Annotated in this window: 14 protein-coding genes; 2 read left to right on the top strand and 12 right to left on the bottom strand. The window is 29.9% G+C overall.

The annotated features are described in order from the left end of the window. Positions 1–9 precede the first annotated feature (9 nt). The 4 genes from LQ688_RS12835 to norA form a co-directional block, all read right to left on the bottom strand. Complete coding sequence (locus LQ688_RS12835; protein ID WP_239752847.1) at positions 10–615, bottom strand: flavin reductase family protein; 606 nt, start codon at positions 613–615, stop codon at positions 10–12. Between the two features lie 24 nt (positions 616–639). Continuing rightward, positions 640–1,605 (bottom strand): ring-cleaving dioxygenase MhqE, encoded by a 966-nt coding sequence (gene mhqE / locus LQ688_RS12840; RefSeq protein ID WP_239752848.1) that lies wholly within the window; start codon positions 1,603–1,605, stop codon positions 640–642. Between the two features lie 70 nt (positions 1,606–1,675). Then, entirely contained in the window at positions 1,676–2,107 is a 432-nt protein-coding gene (locus tag LQ688_RS12845) for a MarR family winged helix-turn-helix transcriptional regulator (RefSeq protein ID WP_214269728.1), read from the bottom strand. 230 nt (positions 2,108–2,337) lie between these two features. Further along, positions 2,338–3,477: a multidrug efflux MFS transporter NorA gene (norA, locus tag LQ688_RS12850; protein WP_017000324.1), complete on the bottom strand. Its 1,140-nt coding sequence runs from the start codon at positions 3,475–3,477 to the stop codon at positions 2,338–2,340. A 152-nt stretch (positions 3,478–3,629) separates the two neighbouring features. Here norA and LQ688_RS12855 point away from each other — a divergent pair, with 152 nt between their 5' ends. Continuing rightward, on the top strand, positions 3,630–4,445 hold the full coding sequence (locus tag LQ688_RS12855) for a MerR family transcriptional regulator (RefSeq protein ID WP_070045279.1): 816 nt from the start codon (positions 3,630–3,632) through the stop codon (positions 4,443–4,445). A 252-nt stretch (positions 4,446–4,697) separates the two neighbouring features. Here LQ688_RS12855 and LQ688_RS12860 read toward each other — a convergent pair whose 3' ends face one another. From LQ688_RS12860 to LQ688_RS12875, 4 genes are all read right to left on the bottom strand, one after another. Continuing rightward, positions 4,698–5,378, bottom strand: a complete 681-nt coding sequence (locus LQ688_RS12860; protein ID WP_239752849.1) for a hypothetical protein — start codon at positions 5,376–5,378, stop codon at positions 4,698–4,700. Continuing rightward, complete coding sequence (locus LQ688_RS12865; RefSeq protein ID WP_103269507.1) at positions 5,371–6,252, bottom strand: ATP-binding cassette domain-containing protein; 882 nt, start codon at positions 6,250–6,252, stop codon at positions 5,371–5,373. The genes LQ688_RS12860 and LQ688_RS12865 overlap by 8 nt, the downstream gene beginning before the upstream one ends. After that, entirely contained in the window at positions 6,239–6,610 is a 372-nt protein-coding gene (locus LQ688_RS12870) for a GntR family transcriptional regulator (protein ID WP_017000320.1), read from the bottom strand. The genes LQ688_RS12865 and LQ688_RS12870 overlap by 14 nt, the downstream gene beginning before the upstream one ends. A 369-nt stretch (positions 6,611–6,979) precedes the next feature. After that, on the bottom strand, positions 6,980–7,690 hold the full coding sequence (locus tag LQ688_RS12875) for an alpha/beta hydrolase (protein WP_239752850.1): 711 nt from the start codon (positions 7,688–7,690) through the stop codon (positions 6,980–6,982). A 193-nt stretch (positions 7,691–7,883) separates the two neighbouring features. Between LQ688_RS12875 and LQ688_RS12880 the strand changes: the two genes are divergently transcribed. Further along, positions 7,884–8,783, top strand: coding sequence for an Mph(C) family macrolide 2'-phosphotransferase (locus LQ688_RS12880; RefSeq protein WP_239752851.1), 900 nt, complete (start codon positions 7,884–7,886; stop codon positions 8,781–8,783). 76 nt (positions 8,784–8,859) lie between these two features. Here LQ688_RS12880 and LQ688_RS12885 read toward each other — a convergent pair whose 3' ends face one another. From LQ688_RS12885 to LQ688_RS12900, 4 genes are all read right to left on the bottom strand, one after another. Next, entirely contained in the window at positions 8,860–9,963 is a 1,104-nt protein-coding gene (locus LQ688_RS12885) for an acyltransferase family protein (protein ID WP_239752852.1), read from the bottom strand. Positions 9,964–9,994: 31 nt separating this feature from the next. Then, positions 9,995–12,607 carry a CDP-glycerol glycerophosphotransferase family protein gene (locus tag LQ688_RS12890; RefSeq protein ID WP_239752853.1) on the bottom strand — a complete coding sequence of 871 codons (2,613 nt, stop codon included), beginning with the start codon at positions 12,605–12,607 and terminating at the stop codon, positions 9,995–9,997. Positions 12,608–13,055: 448 nt separating this feature from the next. After that, positions 13,056–14,699 carry a phospho-sugar mutase gene (locus LQ688_RS12895; RefSeq protein ID WP_239752854.1) on the bottom strand — a complete coding sequence of 548 codons (1,644 nt, stop codon included), beginning with the start codon at positions 14,697–14,699 and terminating at the stop codon, positions 13,056–13,058. 121 nt (positions 14,700–14,820) lie between these two features. After that, positions 14,821–16,845 (bottom strand): CDP-glycerol glycerophosphotransferase family protein, encoded by a 2,025-nt coding sequence (locus tag LQ688_RS12900; protein ID WP_239752855.1) that lies wholly within the window; start codon positions 16,843–16,845, stop codon positions 14,821–14,823. Between the last annotated feature and the right edge of the window lie 5 nt (positions 16,846–16,850).

Below are 16,850 nucleotides of genomic sequence, written 5' to 3' on the forward strand. Positions count from 1 at the left end.
CCATTCACTTTATGGTCTTTCTATTGTAAATGTGCGCCCTATTTCAGCGTAATCATTACCTGCTAATCTACTTACTGCACTTAATTCATCTTTATTAATATAGCCATCGTTATAAATAGCATCATCAAAATGATAATGTTTTATTTCTAATAATATTAAATCAGATACAGGTTTATCATCTTTTTTAATAGCCATTGTATCGTGTAATACAGCTTCAAAGCGTACCTTACTTTGTTTCAATCCTGGTACTGAGACACTTAACGATTCTACAGTATCAAATGTTGTACGCGTAAGTTCACTTTCATTTCTATTTAAAAGCGCAGCGGTTTCATTTGTATTTTCAACATTTTCTGTATCTACAATGTGTACGACCGCTTCTTTTTGCTCCAATATATTTCGAGCCGTGTCTTTCGATTCTCCATTTACTCTTTGTACCGCTATAGATAGTATAGGAGGTTCTGAAGAAACAACGTTAAAGAAACTAAAGGGTGCAATGTTTAATATACCGTCTTCAGATTGTGTCGTAACTAATGCAATTGGTCTAGGTATAACAGACCCTATTAATAATTTATAGTTTTCTTTTTGCGTTAATTGTTCTGGACGTAACACTTTCATCAGAACCACTCCTTTTCTATTTAATTAGTCATGCTTTCTTGTCGTATCAAAATGTTTAATTTCAGATTCAATATATTCACGCTGAGACTCTAAGAATGGTGGTAACGCAAGACTTTCCCCTAATGTTTCATAAGGCTCGTCTCCCATAAATCCTGGACCATCTGTAGAAATTTCTATTAGTATATGTCCAATTCTGGCATATAATGCTTCAAAGTAGAAACGATTAACATTTCCAGAGTTACCAATGCGTAGTTCTTTATATTTTTCTTCCCATGCTTTGATAGCTTCGTGATCTTTCACTCTAAATGATACGTGATGAACTTCGCCGTACCCTTGCCTAGCTTCAGGTGTTTTGTCATCTTTTCTTAAAATAACTTGACCACCGTTGCCACCTTCGCCAACTTCAAATAATGTTACATCTCCTTCTTCAACAATTGGTTTCATACCATATATTTGTTTCAATACTGATTTGAAATCGTCATAATAACTAACTGTAATTTCAATTGGTCCTAATCCATATATCGCTTTATCTTCAGGAACTGGTCCGTTTTTCCATGGTATGCCTGGTTCAACACCTTTATTTAATTCATCTGAGAATAATTGATATCTTTGACCGTCTTTCTCTTCAAATGGTAAAACTTTTTTACCAAACAGTTCTTGAATACCGTCATTTTTAACACCAAATTCTTCAAATCTCTCTAAATAATATTCTAAAGCTGCATCGTTTGGGACTCTGAAGCCTGCACGGCTAATAGAATTTGTACCTCTTTGACCTTTAGGACTATTTGGGAAATCAAAGAATGTCATGTCTGTCCCTGGTGATCCTTGATCATCTGCGAAAAATGTATGGTACGTATATATATCATCTTGGTTTACTGTTTTTTTAACTAAACGCATTCCTAATACTTCTGTAAAGAATTCATAGTTTCTTACTGCATCATCTGTTATAGCAGTTACGTGATGGATTCCGATAAGTTCGTTATTACTCATTATAGATTCCTTCTTTCTTTATTTTTTATTTCGAATTCGAAATAATAACACTGAAAAAAATTTGCGCGACTTACTCATTAGACATTGCGCTAATTTTTTTTAATGCTCTTCTTAATATAGCAAGTTCTTCATCGTCTAAGATAGAAAAAGCATTCGCAATTGTTTCAGCATGCTTTGGAAAAATATTTTCTATTAACTCTTGCCCTTCATCAGTTAATACTGCATACGTGATTCGTTTATCTTTCGTATCTTGACGACGTCTCACATAACCTTTCTTAACTAATTGATCAATGACATATGTTGTACTACTACTTGCTATTAAAATACGTTGTTTAACCTTTTGAATAGGCTGATCACCTTTATGAAATAACAGTTCCATTACGGCAAATTCAGTAATATTCAAACCATAGTTCTTCATATCTTGCTTAACAATACGATCAATCGTATCATTCGAGCGTTTAATACCGACCAATGCCTTTAAAGATTCATCTGTTCTATTCATGTCATCACCTATCCACATATTATTTCGATTTCGAGATAATTGTAACGCGATTTTAGATGTAAGTCAACAGTTTTGAGTATATTAATTATACTAAGTATAAAAATGATGAAAAATAAAAGCCTGAGACATAGTACACGTCTCAGGCTGATTCAATATAATGGCAGTAGCTGCCTGGTATGAAGTTGCACTTATATCAAACTTTTTTCATACCTAGTCCTACTTCGCTTATTTTAAAACTTTAATTTATCTGGTCTATAGAACACTAATATAACCGCCGCAAATACGAAGAAACCTATCGCAACGTACATCGGGAAGTTGATATCTATATCGAACACTACCCCTGCTACTAACGGGCCAACTAAGTTACCGACGCTTGTTGCGGCAGAGTTTAAGCCACCCGCTGTTCCTTGATTTTTTCCGGCCAATTTCGAGAAGTAATTCGTCATTGACGGTCTTATTAAATCAAATCCTATAAATATAATAAAACTTACAAGCATAACGGATAAATAACTCGAAGCGAAAATAAATGCGAATAACACGATTACTGAATATATAAGTGAGAACAATGTAAGTCTTATTTCTCCAATTCTTCCTACGATTCTTTCAAATAGGAATAGTTGGAATATAACCCCTACAATAGCTCCACCTGTAATCGCAATAGAAATATCTTTCGGTTCGAATCCTACTTTTTCTGCTGTATATAATGAGAACATCGTCTCAGTTGAAGATAAACCGTAAGATAAAATCAACATCACAACGACAGGAACGACGAACAATTTATATGGGAATGGTTCTTTTACTTTCGGTTTGTCGACATCTTCTACTTCTTTTTCTTCTTTTAACAAAATAATAGAGAAGAGTAGCGCAATGATACCTAATACACCGGCAAAATAAAAAGGCATTCTATGCGATATTTCTGCTAAGAATCCTCCCACTCCTGGTCCAATAATAAATCCTGTGTTAATAACTGCTGACATGTAACTAAAGTTTCTTGCTCTATTTTCCGCGGTTGATAAGTCACCGATCATACCATTAACACCAGGCATTACAAACGCTGCACTAATACCACCTAACACTCTTGATAATAAAAGTATTGAAAAAGTATTCCCTACCGCAAAAATAAATTCTGATATGGAGAATAATAAAAGTCCAATAATGATAATGATTTTCTTACCAAACTTATCTGCAAATCTTCCTCCAAATGGAGAAGCAATCATTTGAAACAACGCAAACACTGCTACTAATAATCCTAAATCACTACCGTTCAAATCTAAATCGTACAATATTGTTGGTAGTACTGGGATAACAATACTAATACCTAAAAACATAAGAAATATATTAAAATATAAAATGTTTAACTTATTCTTCATATTAGACCTCCTTATTCATTACTTTATTAAATATTAAGTGATTTTCACTATATTCTAATCTATTTGTTTTCATTTTCATATCAAAAAACACCTTTAATATATTAAATTTAAAGTGTATAGTAACTATATAGTCAAGTGGAGGAACTCAATTTATGCAAAAAATTAATCATATACCTATAAGCGAGTTTGCAAGTCTAACAAATGTTAGCAGACAAACATTGATTTACTATGACAAAATAGGCTTATTTAAGCCGGATTTTAAAAATGAAAGTGGCTATCGTTATTACTCAGTTAAACAAATCGAGTTTATTAGTGTCATCACATTATTGAAAGAATTAGGTATGTCCTTAAAAGAAATTAAACAATATACACAAGACAAATCACCAGAACTTTTCCTAGATCTCATGCAACAACAAAAGAAAGTCATACAAGCACAGAAACAACAATTAAATTTTAATGAGCTCGTAATAAACGATAAAATCAAATCTATCAAAGATGCTATCCATACAGAATTCGATAAAATTGAACTTCACGATATAGAAAACACTACATTTTATATTAGTGACAACATCAATAATGTTTCCGAGCTAGATTTTCTAATGTCAATAAACCAATTTGTAGATGAGCTCAAGCATCACAATTTATTCTCTAGTCAGCCAATAGGCGTTGTAACAAAGAAAAATGAAATTTTAAATAAACAATATAATCAATATAGCTACCTTTATGTTGAAATCCCATCAAATAAAAGTGACTATACAAATACCATTACCCTAAACGGACAGTACTTAGTCGGGTATCATGTCGGTTTAGATCAAACAATTTATGAAACTTATCAAAAGATGTTTAACAAAATAGAAGAATTGAATTTAGAGATCGGTCAATACGTTTTTGAAGAATATGTATTCGACTCAGTGATTAAAAATAATGAAAAAGAATATATTACGAAGATTATGATGGAAATTACTTAAGGGAGCCTGAGATGTTTAAATGTCTCAGCTTTATTTTTAGATTTGGGTCAGAAGAAAAGTTAGTTTGTGTGTTTATGTAATAATTAATCCAATAACAGTATCTACTCTTACTTTTCATCAGTTCCATCCCCAAAAAAAAGAGCTCAGGATTTATGTCCCAAGCTCTTCAGAATTTTTGTAAGTACATGCTCTCCCTAGTCATCAGCACCTTACAAAATCGTCATAGTTTTTATTTTCTACTATTATAAATATTCACTCTTTCATTCTAGCTTTTATCATTATAGGGTATATCAAGAGTGCTGCTATTACACCAACTGCTCCTAATATATGAAATGTTTCATAAATATGATTCATTATCCATTCTACAAGTGGCATAATATCACCTAAAACAGACCAAATGAATACAATTACGCCAAGAGCAAATACACCTAATGCAGTTGGAATCATACCAATTCGATACATAATAGCTGCTAGTAAGAAACATACTCCTGCGATAAATAGTATAGCTAGAAAATCAATCCAAAAGTTATCTAACACACTCGCATTTGGTACTAAGTCACCTGCTCTCAATAATACTACTGTACTTTTTGAAGAGTCTGTAATTAATCGAACGATATAGCTAACAACTTCTTGTACGATAAGCAATGCAACCATGAATATTAGGTAACTAGACCATACGCTAAAAATATATTGTTTTCTCGTTGCACCTAGTTCAATAGATGCTTTAAACGGATCGTGAAATAAGAACAATGGTAAGAATCCTAATATACCAAACACAGGACCTGATAATAGTGGTCTAAAGTCTTCTGGTTCTCCAAAATAACCAATAGCCACATAAAGCGCTGCTAGAAGTATAAGCACAACCGTGAATATATAAAGTTGAAGTTTCAGTTCCCTAAATACAATTGAAAATGAACCTTTAAAATTATTCATGATGGGCCTCCTTCGTCATCGTTATATTAACTAAATAATCTTGTATATTCGCTTTATCCACTTTAATATTTAAAGCTTTACATTGCTCTATCAGTGAATCACTATACGAAACATCCACCATTACTTTATGCTGACTGAGTATTGTAGATTGTTCGATAATATCTTTGTCTGATACAACTTGTTTAATATCTTCTAATTTGCCAAGTAATACTGCACCTCTTGATTGGAAATACTCAATAGGTTCATGTAACTTAACCTCACGATTAGAAATGATAATTAGCTTTTCACAAATTTTTTCTATTTCTTTAATATGATGAGAAGCAATCATTATATATCTTGGGTCTTCATCATATGACTTTATTAATGCTTTAACGAATACCTTTCTCATATATGCATCTAAACCATTCGTAGGTTCATCTAACATTGTCACAGGTGCATGGCTCGCAATACCAATCACACCTTGTACCATAGACTGCATACCTTTAGAGAAAGTCTTAATTTTCTTCTTTCTTGGTAATTCAAATAAATCAATTAAATAATCCGCTTCTTCTTGATCCCAATTCGTATTAAACATCGCTGCAAACTTCATCGCCTCATTTACTGTCCATGATTTCCCAAAATAATGATTCTCTCGCAAATAAGTGATTTCTTCCGTTGCACTCGTGTTGTTAAATGGCTTCTTATCCAATACAGATAGATGACCTGCGTCAGGACGCTCTTGCCCAGAAATTAATTTCATTAAAGTTGTTTTACCAGAACCATTACGTCCCCATAATCCAACAATCATAGGTTCGTCTTCTTGGAGTGATAAATGCTCTAGAATGTTTTCATCCTTATACTTAAATGACATATCTTGAATATCAATGATTGTCATAATCTTGTTCCACCCTTCTTATGAGTTCTTCTTTACTTATATTTAGTCTTTTAGCTTCTTTAACCATATTCTGGATATAAGAATTAGAGAATGCTTGCATTCTTGTATTTACGAGCTTGTCGCGCGCGTCTTCAGCTATAAATACACCAATACCTCTCTTCTTAACAACAATACCTTCATCAACCAACAGTGTAATACCTTTTTGAGCCGTCGCCCTATTGATATTATAAAAATTCGAAAGTTCTGTTGTAGAAGGTATTTGTTCACCTTCTGACAAAAGTCCTTCAACTAAATCATCTTTAATCATATCTGCAATTTGCAAAAATATAGGTGTTTCATCATTCAATGTAGGTTTCATATTCATTCTCCTTATCCTATAACATGATTGGTTTATTAGTTGTGTAATCAACTATAATACTTACCATGTTATTTGTCAATCAATTTTATGTATATTTACTCTCATAATACTGCAATATTCCCATTATATCAGTATTTTAAAGTTATGAAATTTTTATAAAAGGTTGGTTAGTCATCTTGTCGAAACAATAAAAAAGCAAGAGATAAATAATTGTTCCGGACTCTATTTTTGTATTGGCAGTAGTGGATTGGATGATTATGTTGCACGTGGACCTTCTCTTGCAACATTCGTTATCTTATTTACACAAACAAAAAAGCTGAGACAAATAAAAATTGTCTCAGCTTGTTTCATCACATTGGCATTAGCCGATTAATACAATATTTTATTAATACCCTCTGCAAAATACGTTTCAAAAAAGTGGTGACGATGTATACCTTCAGGATGTGTTACAAAAGTTAAACGAGAATTAGGGTTAACTAACTTCTCTTTAAGAATTTCTACACCCTCTTTAGTACAAGGAACCATATTCTTTAATATATTTGGATACTCAGCACCCTCTAACTCACCGACATACCAATAAACATCCCGAGGATATTCAATATTATCAGCCTTTTTAAGAAAATCAATAAAACCCGGATACCACATTGAAGCAGACATTACTAAATACTTACCAAACAAATGGGATCTTGTAACTAAAGCATAAATAGATAGTAACGCACCAAACGAACCGCCACCAATAATTAAATACTCCGACTCATCAAAAATATGATACCTTTCCTTTAAGTAAGGGATTAATTCAAATTCCAGTAAATCTAAATACTGCTCAGCTTCCCCACCATAATGCTGTCCACTAACATCCTCAATCCAAGGCGTATATTCCCTATTACGCTCTACTGGTTCAACACCAACAAACATGACATTACTTGGATATTCTTCGACAAGCTTATCAAAAAGATATGAACCATCCTGTACAATAACAGTGTGAAAAGGCACAGGATTAGAATTATTATCTTCATAATGTTCAGGAAGAGCAATCGTTAATAAACGACCATTCCATAAAATTTTTTGTACCTCTTGCAAACCCATCCACTCCTATCATTCTCAATATTATCAATTGAGAAATATTATCATTTATAACATCATAACATAAAATACTTTCATACGTTATAGCACAATCTCTTGCAGTTATCGTTTGCATATCAGTTATATTTATATCAAGATAAAACAAAATACTTTCATAAGAAAAATACAATAGAAATAAGGAGCCAATAAAATGACTCAACATAATGAAATTATTAAATGCGCAGAAAAATATCAATTGCATATCCAACCTCAAACAATCTCGTTGAATGAATCAGGACTAGATTTCCAAGTTGCATTTGGAGAAGATGAACAAGGCGTAGAATGGGTTTTAAGACTACCAAGAAGACCTGACGTTTATAAGCGAACAAAACCTGAAAAACAAACGGTAGATTTCTTACAAAAGAACGTTTCATTTGAAGTACCAAAGTGGAAAGTACACGAAAAAGACCTTATCGCTTATCCAAAACTTACCGGTAAACCTGCAGCAACAATAGATCCGCAAATACAAAACTATGTATGGGAAATTGAACACAAACCAGTACCAGAAAACTTTGTTAACACATTAGCTGAAACACTCGTAGACTTGCACAACATACCAGAAGAAAACATTACCGCACATCATATAAATATCAAAACTATACAAGAAATAAGAAATGACTTTCAAAGAAGGATGAATAAAGTCAAAGAAACTTATGGCGTAGCAGATGAGTTATGGAACAGATGGCAACAATGGTTAGAAAACGATGAACTTTGGCCACAACATGCAACCATGATACATGGAGACTTACATCCAGGACATATAATGGTAGATAATGAAGCAAACGTCACAGGACTCATAGATTGGACCGAAGCAACCCACTCCGATCCTTCAATGGACTTTATGGGACATCATCGTGTATTCGGCGACGAAGGATTAGAGCAACTTATAACAGCATACGATAAAGCTGGAGGAGAAACATGGCCACGAATGAAAGAACATATATTAGAACTCAATGCAGTGTTCCCAATGTTTATCGCTGAGTTTGCTATGGAATCAGGAGAAGCGGCGTATGAGAAAATGGCATTGAAAGAGTTAGGTATGGAAGAATAGAAGTTATAAAATAAGATATTTATAAAAAGCTCCCTTTATGAGTTATAAAGGGAGCTTTTTATATTGATTTCCGTTTTTAAATGCTACTTGATCCTACTGAATCAAGCGTCTTATTGGTAGAATTGTTTGTATTTCTATATTTGTGTAATTCATAATGAGTTAAAGAATTTACATTTCCTACGAAATATTTTCCGTATTTACTTAAATTAAACAAGTAAGATACAGCTACTGATAAACAGACTGCGACAATAAATTTATATAATATGTCTAAATAAACGATTTCACTAAGCATTGTCATTTTATTTAAAAATATTAAATGCATTAAATAAATACTAAACGAGAAATTACTGATAAATAATATAAATTTAGGTACATATGTAAACCAGCTACTCAATAAAAAGAATACTAATATTATAGATGTAGTGTAAATAGGTGTATCTATTCGTTTTGAACCTATTGCGCTATTAAATCCACTTGTATGAATATAATAAACAAATATAATACTAAATACTAATAATGAAATAATTGGAACAGTATATTTTTGTACACTATTTTTAAATGCTGTATAGTTTTTGCCGATATAATAACCTAATAAGAAATAAGTTAACCATCCTAAGAATATAGTTTGCCCTTCTTTACCCCAAACTAATTGGCCAAACATGTTATCAGGTGGTGGAAATCTTAAACGAATAGACCAATAAATTGAAGTTAATATAATCGAACCTATAATTATAGGTAAAGGCTTAATATTCTTTAAATATTTTGCAAATAGATAATGTAGAATATAAAACTGGAATGTAATAACAATGAAGTATGTTACTGAATATCCACGGATGGAAACATGCATGAAATTATTTATAAATTCTACAAAATTGGCACTATCATATTTGCTAAAAGTCCAAAATATATTAAACAATACATATGGAATTCCTAAAATTATTAATCTCTTTTTGAAAAAACCTTCTTTTAAAGTATCACCATATTTATAGGCTGTTAAAAACTCAGTAATGAATACAAACATTGGCGTTGCAAACATTAAATAAACTTGTAAATATGTTGGCCACTCATTTTTCACAAGGTTTGGATTGTTCGATAACGTTATAGAAATAGAGTGTATCATTACTATTCCTAAACAAGAAATCGCCCTCATCCAGAAAACTACCGGTATAAACTTATTCATAAACTTCTCCTTTTAAATCCAATATCTGCTATTATTCTTTTAAACTATTAACAATACTTTCATAAATTCTATGATTGTTATTTTTATCAATATGCTTAAAGATACTATCTTTTTCAAGTTCAATTTTTTTAAATGAATCATTAACGACATAGTCGGATATTTGATCAACTAATTTCTTTTCATCGTAAATTATTTCTCCAAGAAACGTTTCATGAATTGGTCTTAAAATACCTTTTCTAAAGAATCTATCTACATCGAAATGATAAAAAATAACAGGTTTATTCATATACGTAAAATCAAAGCTGACACTACTATAATCAGTGATTAACAAGTCATGCTCAATCAATAGTGATTGAACAGTCTTTTGACCCAGTTCAATGTACTGCACTTTTATATCATTATTCATTAAAAATAATTTAAAATAACTTTGAGCTCTATAGTGAGGGTAGAAATTTATTTCAATCTCTTCTTGCTCTATAAGCTGATTTAATTTTCTATTTTTTATTAGACCTAAATACCTTTCTAAATACTCACTATTTTCAAATGCAAAATCACTGTTCAACCAATCACGCCAAGTAGGCATTATAAGAATTTTTTTAATCTTTTTATTATCTTTTTCTATAGGTAAGTTATCAAAACGTGATAGTCCAGAAATAAACACATTATCTTTGTCATATCCCATTTCATTCACAACAACATCGTACTTTTCACTCATACTTCTCACATTAAAAATATCAAAAGGCTGCTCATAAAACTCTTTATGATACTCAACATTCTTTCTACCTAAAACACCATGTTGTAAGAATACTTTTAACGTATTTTCATAACCAAAGAACCCTTTTGCTGGTTTATATGGAAGTATATTTTCAAAATCATGAGTGCTTACTAAAACTTTAGCTTTACTTGCTACTTTAAAGTGATCTATAGAACCGAATTTAATTACATTTTTATTATGTTTTATATTTTGATAATCTAATGCAGTTTCATCTATTACATAATAAGCATTTATAGATGTATTTGCTCTCAACCAATTAAAGAAAACAATGCCATTATCTTGAGCAGTATCAAATCTTTCACCTATTAACCATACATTAGAATCTTTAGTTGTATTATTCATGGCTTTCAATTGGTTGTTTGTAATAGAAAACCTTTCTAATTTAATGTTCTTAAATGGAGTTATAGTACTGAGATAATATATTTCTTGATTATTGTCGTGAATAATTTTTTTTGAAAAATATGTATCTTTTTTGTATGTAGCTGTTCTATATCTAATTTTTTCTCTTCTCACAATGTGATTTTGTTCTCTAACAGTTATAAATAAATCCACAATCGTTTTAGGCTTGGATATAATCTTCTCCATTTCATGGTATTCAAGATTTAAGTCAGTTTCACCAGGCTCAATATAATATTCAATTACTTCTTTACTATAGCGTTCTTCAAAAGATAAACTGAAAGTACAGTGTCTATATATGTCGTCTGCTTTTACAAAGAAATTAATTTTATTTTCATTAAAATAATTAACTCCTGTTTTTAAAAATGGCTTTTTATATTTTATAAAAATACCATTATCAGATATAAACTTCATATAATAATATTGATTATTAACTTTTATAGCAGTTTCATAAATTTTCCTCTTTTTAGCATATTCAGAAATACTATATAAAACTCTGCGATTAGTGTTTTGTTCAATTGCTTCTATATACATATTTTTATTAGACTTATTCTCAACAAAAGTATCAAAAGATATTTTTGAAGTAATCACATTCTTATAAATTTTTATTGGATACTTTCCAATAATTTCATTTTCACTATTCATTATTACAAAATTTAGATATTCTTTTATATGACTATTTTCTTTACTCTTTAAATTTATAATAAAACCTAATTTATCAGGTGACTCATTTAAAATAACAGTTTCTGCTTTAAAAATCTTATGATATACGAAGAAATTATGCCTATTAATCTTTATATAATAATGATCCAAATTAAAACTATACTTCTCATCAAACTCGATTTTATAAGCATTATCATCACTTATTAAGTACATTACTTGATACTTTTCCATCGCTAATAATTCTATTTTTTCAATAGGAACTGTATAATTAGAACAACCACTATTTGCTAAAGATATTTCGGATTTATTTTGTCCGTTTATTAATAATATTTTAGTAAATTTATTATCATTGATAGCTTCAAAGATTATTTTAGTTTCTTTGATAGAGGGTTTTAATTTCACTTTCTCACTAACAAATGAATAATCCTCATTTAATATTTTAATATACATACTTTTAGAGCATTCAAATTCACATAGTTTATTATTTAAAACCAAATACAAATTTTCTTTAATATTATTTCTTACCCATAACTTTTTTCCATTATAAAAACAATTTATTTTTATGAACGTCTCCATTGGTTCAAACACTAATAATTCTTTATTTATTTCAACTTTTATTCTGTTAGTCCCTGATTTTTTAACTGTCACAGGCACAGTTTTATTTTGAATTCTTATCTCAAATTTTTCCTTATTAAATAACAAATAGTTCTTATACTGGTACTCAATAATAATTTTATCCGTATTATCTTCTACAAAAACACTGTCAAACCTTCTTACAAGCAAATTTTTCATTTTATATAAAGTACTCATTAATTTACCTCATTTATTATTTGAATTTTAATACTAAATTCGTTAACCAAAAATTTTATTAAAAACTCAATGTTTATAATTCTATCTATTATTTTCAATGTAAATAATCAATAAAATAAAGTGTATCATTCCATTTATTTAATTTCATATAATTTTTAATTCAATATTAACAATATTAACAAATAGTTTACAAATGTCTACATTTTTTGAAACACTATCATAATAATACGAGTTATCTCTGTCAATACAGGAGTTTCTATAAGTTTTAGTGTCTTATAATTAACCTTAAGTTTATTATATGGGTGTTTATAAATTTTATTGATTTTTATCTTCAGGTCATTTTCGTTTTCTAGTTAACAAAATCTAATTTTTAATTCCTATAGTTGGTAGTATTCAAATAAAAAAGCCACATTGGATTTTTTAACCCAATGTGGCTTTTCAAAATATTTTATTTCAAATTGTAATTTCGTAAAAACTCTTCAACTACACCATCAAAATCTTCTACATCAAGCGAGAAATACAATTTCATTTTTGGTTCTGTCCCTGATGGTCTGACTGCGATGAATCCTTCTTCAAATATGAATTTAATTAAATCTGCTTGAGGCAAATTGATTGGACTTTGTTTACCAGTTTCAACCTCAGTTCTTTCTTGCTTGATATAGTTCTCTATAAATAAAGGCTTTAATCCTCCTACTTCAATTGTTGTAAGGTTATTAAAGTATTCCATTATTTGTTTAATTTGTGCTTTGCCTTCCATACCCTTGAAGGTAGGTGATAAAGTCTTATCTTGATAATAGCCAAGCGTTTCATATATTGTTTCTAATACATCTTTAAACGTTTGATTCTCTTGTGTTAGCTGTTCTTTATATTTAATTAATAAGGCAGCGGTTTGAATGGCATCTTTATCTCTAGAAAAATCATTTAATAAATAACCATGACTTTCTTCGAAAGCTAATACAAGTTTAGTTTCATCATTTTCTAATGCTTTAAGTTGTTCTGATATATATTTAAATCCAGTTAAGACATTAATTACATCTATATGTAAATGTTCTGCTAATTTCTCACTTAAAGCACTTGTTACAACTGATTTAATCATATTTGATTTTGTACTTTGTAATTCATCATGCCTTAATTTCAGAAGTAACACTCCAATTTCATTACCATTAAAGTAACGGGTTGTACCATCTTCATATCGTTCTACAATACCTAACCTATCTGCATCTGGATCCGTAGCTACGATTAAATTCGCACTCTCTTTATCAGCTAATTCTTTCCCTAAATCAAATGTATCTTCCATTTCTGGGTTGGCAACATTAACCGTTGGAAAATCGCTGTCTGGCTCTGACTGAGATGTTTCAATTACAAAATGATTATAAGATAAATCATGTAATATATCAGAAAGTATTGGCAAGCTTGTACCGTGTAAACTTGATAATACAGTTTTTGAGTTTTGAGTTTTGAATGCGCCGACTAAATCGCATACTGCTTTCTTATAAGCTTCTGTCGTCTCATTTTCAAATGGTATAACGATATTGTTTTCTTTCAGTGTCTTTAAGTCATTCACTTTAATATTTAATGGGTCAGTTATTTGATCAATGTATTCACTGAGCTTTAATGATGGTTCTGTTAATAATTGTCCACCATCGGCTCCGTATACTTTAATGCCATTATAGTTTTTAGGATTATGACTCGCTGTTATCATAATACCTGCGGTTGTATTTAAATGACGAACTGCAAATGATAATTCTGGTGTCGATTTATAAGTATCAGGTAATACCACTTTCACACCATGAGTTCCGAGAACTTTAGCGATTTCTTCTGAAAATTCCTTTGATAAATATCTTGTATCAAAGTGGATTATCACTTTTGGTTCATCCGAGATATCCTTTAAGTAATTTGCGAAACCTAAAGCAAATTTTTGTATCGTAAATTTATTTAACCTACCTGGCCCAATACCGAAAGTACTTCTAATACCGGCTGTACCGAAGGCTAATGTATCTTGAAACCCTTCTTCTATTTCTTGTTCAGTGAGTTCATTATGAAATGATTCAACTAAACTCTCAGAAAGCTTATCTTCCCATGTTTGTTTCACAATCTCGCCGCCTTTCTACACTATGTAAGTAACTCTATTCTAACCTTTTCAATTATATTTGTCTTTAATATCTACTATGCATTGAATGTTTTTAATAGCATTTTTATATTAGCCTGTAAATTTATATTTCTTTAATTTTATTTACAATAGTTTCTCTTATATTTTGTTTCACTTCATACAGTCTTTCATAAGAGTTTTCATATTTAGGTAATAATGCGAATTGATTATCTTTAAACTTGTTTAGCGTCGCAAATAATTCTTCTAAATTCGCCACTACTTCCCCTATTTCTTCATATCTAATTTGTTTTGAAGGTACATGATGAGAAGCATATTTATTGTACTGATAAAACACAACATTCTTTTTTTGAAACAGAAAGTCCACAGCTACAGATGAAAAGTCTGTAATAAGAAATTTACTCTTAGCAATTAAATCAGGTATTTCTACTTTAGTTGTACTTTGAAATTTCACATTTTCATCATTACCTGTTAGCTGTTCTGAGTATTTTTCAAACTGAGGATGCATTAATACATTTAATGTTAAATTATTATCTTTTAAGTAATTATAAAGTAACGGGTGATTAATAAAGTGATTTAACTTCTTGTAATATTCTGTCTGTAAAAATTGAGATTGACTTAAATTTTGTAACCCTCTTTGCCAAGTAGGCATAAATAATATTTCATTACTCATTTTAGAAGTTTCAAGTAAATTATCATGACGTGCCATTCCTGTTATAAGGACTTCATCATCATTATATCCTAATGTTTCCATTATAATTTCTTTCTCATATTTGCTATTTGCAGTAATATAATCAACTTTATAACAGTTTTTACTTAAGTATGGCGATATATTGTGAATAATCATACCATGCTGGATCGAAATAACTTTTTTATTCATTAGTTCTTGTTTATATATTTTCTTATAGAGGCTCTGATTAAATGGTGCCATTGTTTCTTCAAAGGTAAAGGATGTAATGTATTTATCAGCTACAAGCATTAATATTTTATGTTTAAATGATTTAAGATATATCGAATTTTTATACTTTCTTAATTTTTTTATTGCTGATGTTGCTTTTTTATCTATTAAATAATAAGCAACTAAGTCTGTTCTATTTTCCTGGATATATTTGTATAAATAGTATGAATTATCAGAGGCACTATTAATCCTTTCACTTATTAACCATACTTCTTTTTTATTTTTAAATTTATACACTTTGGCGCAGACCTTAAGTAAATTTTTCTCAAAGTTAAATAGGTGTTCTTTAAGTTTTATTCGGGTGTCTCTAAATTTTTGTGTTTGTCTCCAAGCATTTGTTTGTTTAATATCTTGTGTTAAATCAACTGGTTGATCTAAATATTGTGCAGTTTTTTCTTTCCAATAACGTTCGCTTTTAATTAGGACTAATGCGTTTAATGCCGCTTCATCATATCCTTTCATGACAAGCTGATAAAAGAAAGAATATGGCGTATAGTTTTCATTTTGAAATAGCCTATCATTTTTCAGAAACTTACGTAACGTGTCTAAATAAGCTTTTTGCATATCTTTTTCAACATTCTGCTCAAAATATTTATTATCTATAGCAAAATCAATAAAACCAGTAAATTCTAAATCACTTTCGAATGCATTTAATACGTCTTGATATTTCACATGATTCATCAACATCATGTATAAATTCAAGAGATTTTCTTTATAATCATCGTTTCTTACACTTTTACCCATATACTGCGATTCAACTAATATATAATCTTGGTTAAATAAATTCATTTTTGTATTTAAATAAGTGTCTACTAATGAATTATTTTTCACTAGACTGCTCTCAATAATCAATGTTGAAAATACATCTCTATAATTACTTAAATTGTATTCATATTCTTCAATATCGTATTTATCCCTTAAAGTAAATTGGGATATTTTTATATTTTTTTCTTTCATTTCACTGATTGTTGTCGTAATTAATTGTTTTGATATAGAAAAATTAGGATTTGTATACACGATATAATCATAATGCTCAACGTCATCAAAAATTTCAAATTCATCTTGAATAGTATCTACAATTATATTTTTTTCAAAAATCTCATGATTTAATTGTTCATTAAATAAATCTACGTCTTTGTTCTTAATATCAAATAATACTTGTAGTAATTTCATGTTGA

It is taken from the genome of Mammaliicoccus sp. J-M40, from assembly GCF_022386395.1.
Taxonomy (GTDB): domain Bacteria; phylum Bacillota; class Bacilli; order Staphylococcales; family Staphylococcaceae; genus Mammaliicoccus; species Mammaliicoccus lentus.

Coding starts and splice junctions, on each gene's coding strand:
- LQ688_RS12835 (WP_239752847.1), bottom strand. CDS start 615: ATGAAAGTGTTACGTCCAGAACAATTAACGCAAAAAGAAAACTATAAA.
- mhqE (WP_239752848.1), bottom strand. CDS start 1,605: ATGAGTAATAACGAACTTATCGGAATCCATCACGTAACTGCTATAACA.
- LQ688_RS12845 (WP_214269728.1), bottom strand. CDS start 2,107: ATGAATAGAACAGATGAATCTTTAAAGGCATTGGTCGGTATTAAACGC.
- norA (WP_017000324.1), bottom strand. CDS start 3,477: ATGAAGAATAAGTTAAACATTTTATATTTTAATATATTTCTTATGTTT.
- LQ688_RS12855 (WP_070045279.1), top strand. CDS start 3,630: ATGCAAAAAATTAATCATATACCTATAAGCGAGTTTGCAAGTCTAACA.
- LQ688_RS12860 (WP_239752849.1), bottom strand. CDS start 5,378: ATGAATAATTTTAAAGGTTCATTTTCAATTGTATTTAGGGAACTGAAA.
- LQ688_RS12865 (WP_103269507.1), bottom strand. CDS start 6,252: ATGACAATCATTGATATTCAAGATATGTCATTTAAGTATAAGGATGAA.
- LQ688_RS12870 (WP_017000320.1), bottom strand. CDS start 6,610: ATGAAACCTACATTGAATGATGAAACACCTATATTTTTGCAAATTGCA.
- LQ688_RS12880 (WP_239752851.1), top strand. CDS start 7,884: ATGACTCAACATAATGAAATTATTAAATGCGCAGAAAAATATCAATTG.
- LQ688_RS12885 (WP_239752852.1), bottom strand. CDS start 9,963: ATGAATAAGTTTATACCGGTAGTTTTCTGGATGAGGGCGATTTCTTGT.
- LQ688_RS12890 (WP_239752853.1), bottom strand. CDS start 12,607: ATGAGTACTTTATATAAAATGAAAAATTTGCTTGTAAGAAGGTTTGAC.
- LQ688_RS12900 (WP_239752855.1), bottom strand. CDS start 16,845: ATGAAATTACTACAAGTATTATTTGATATTAAGAACAAAGACGTAGAT.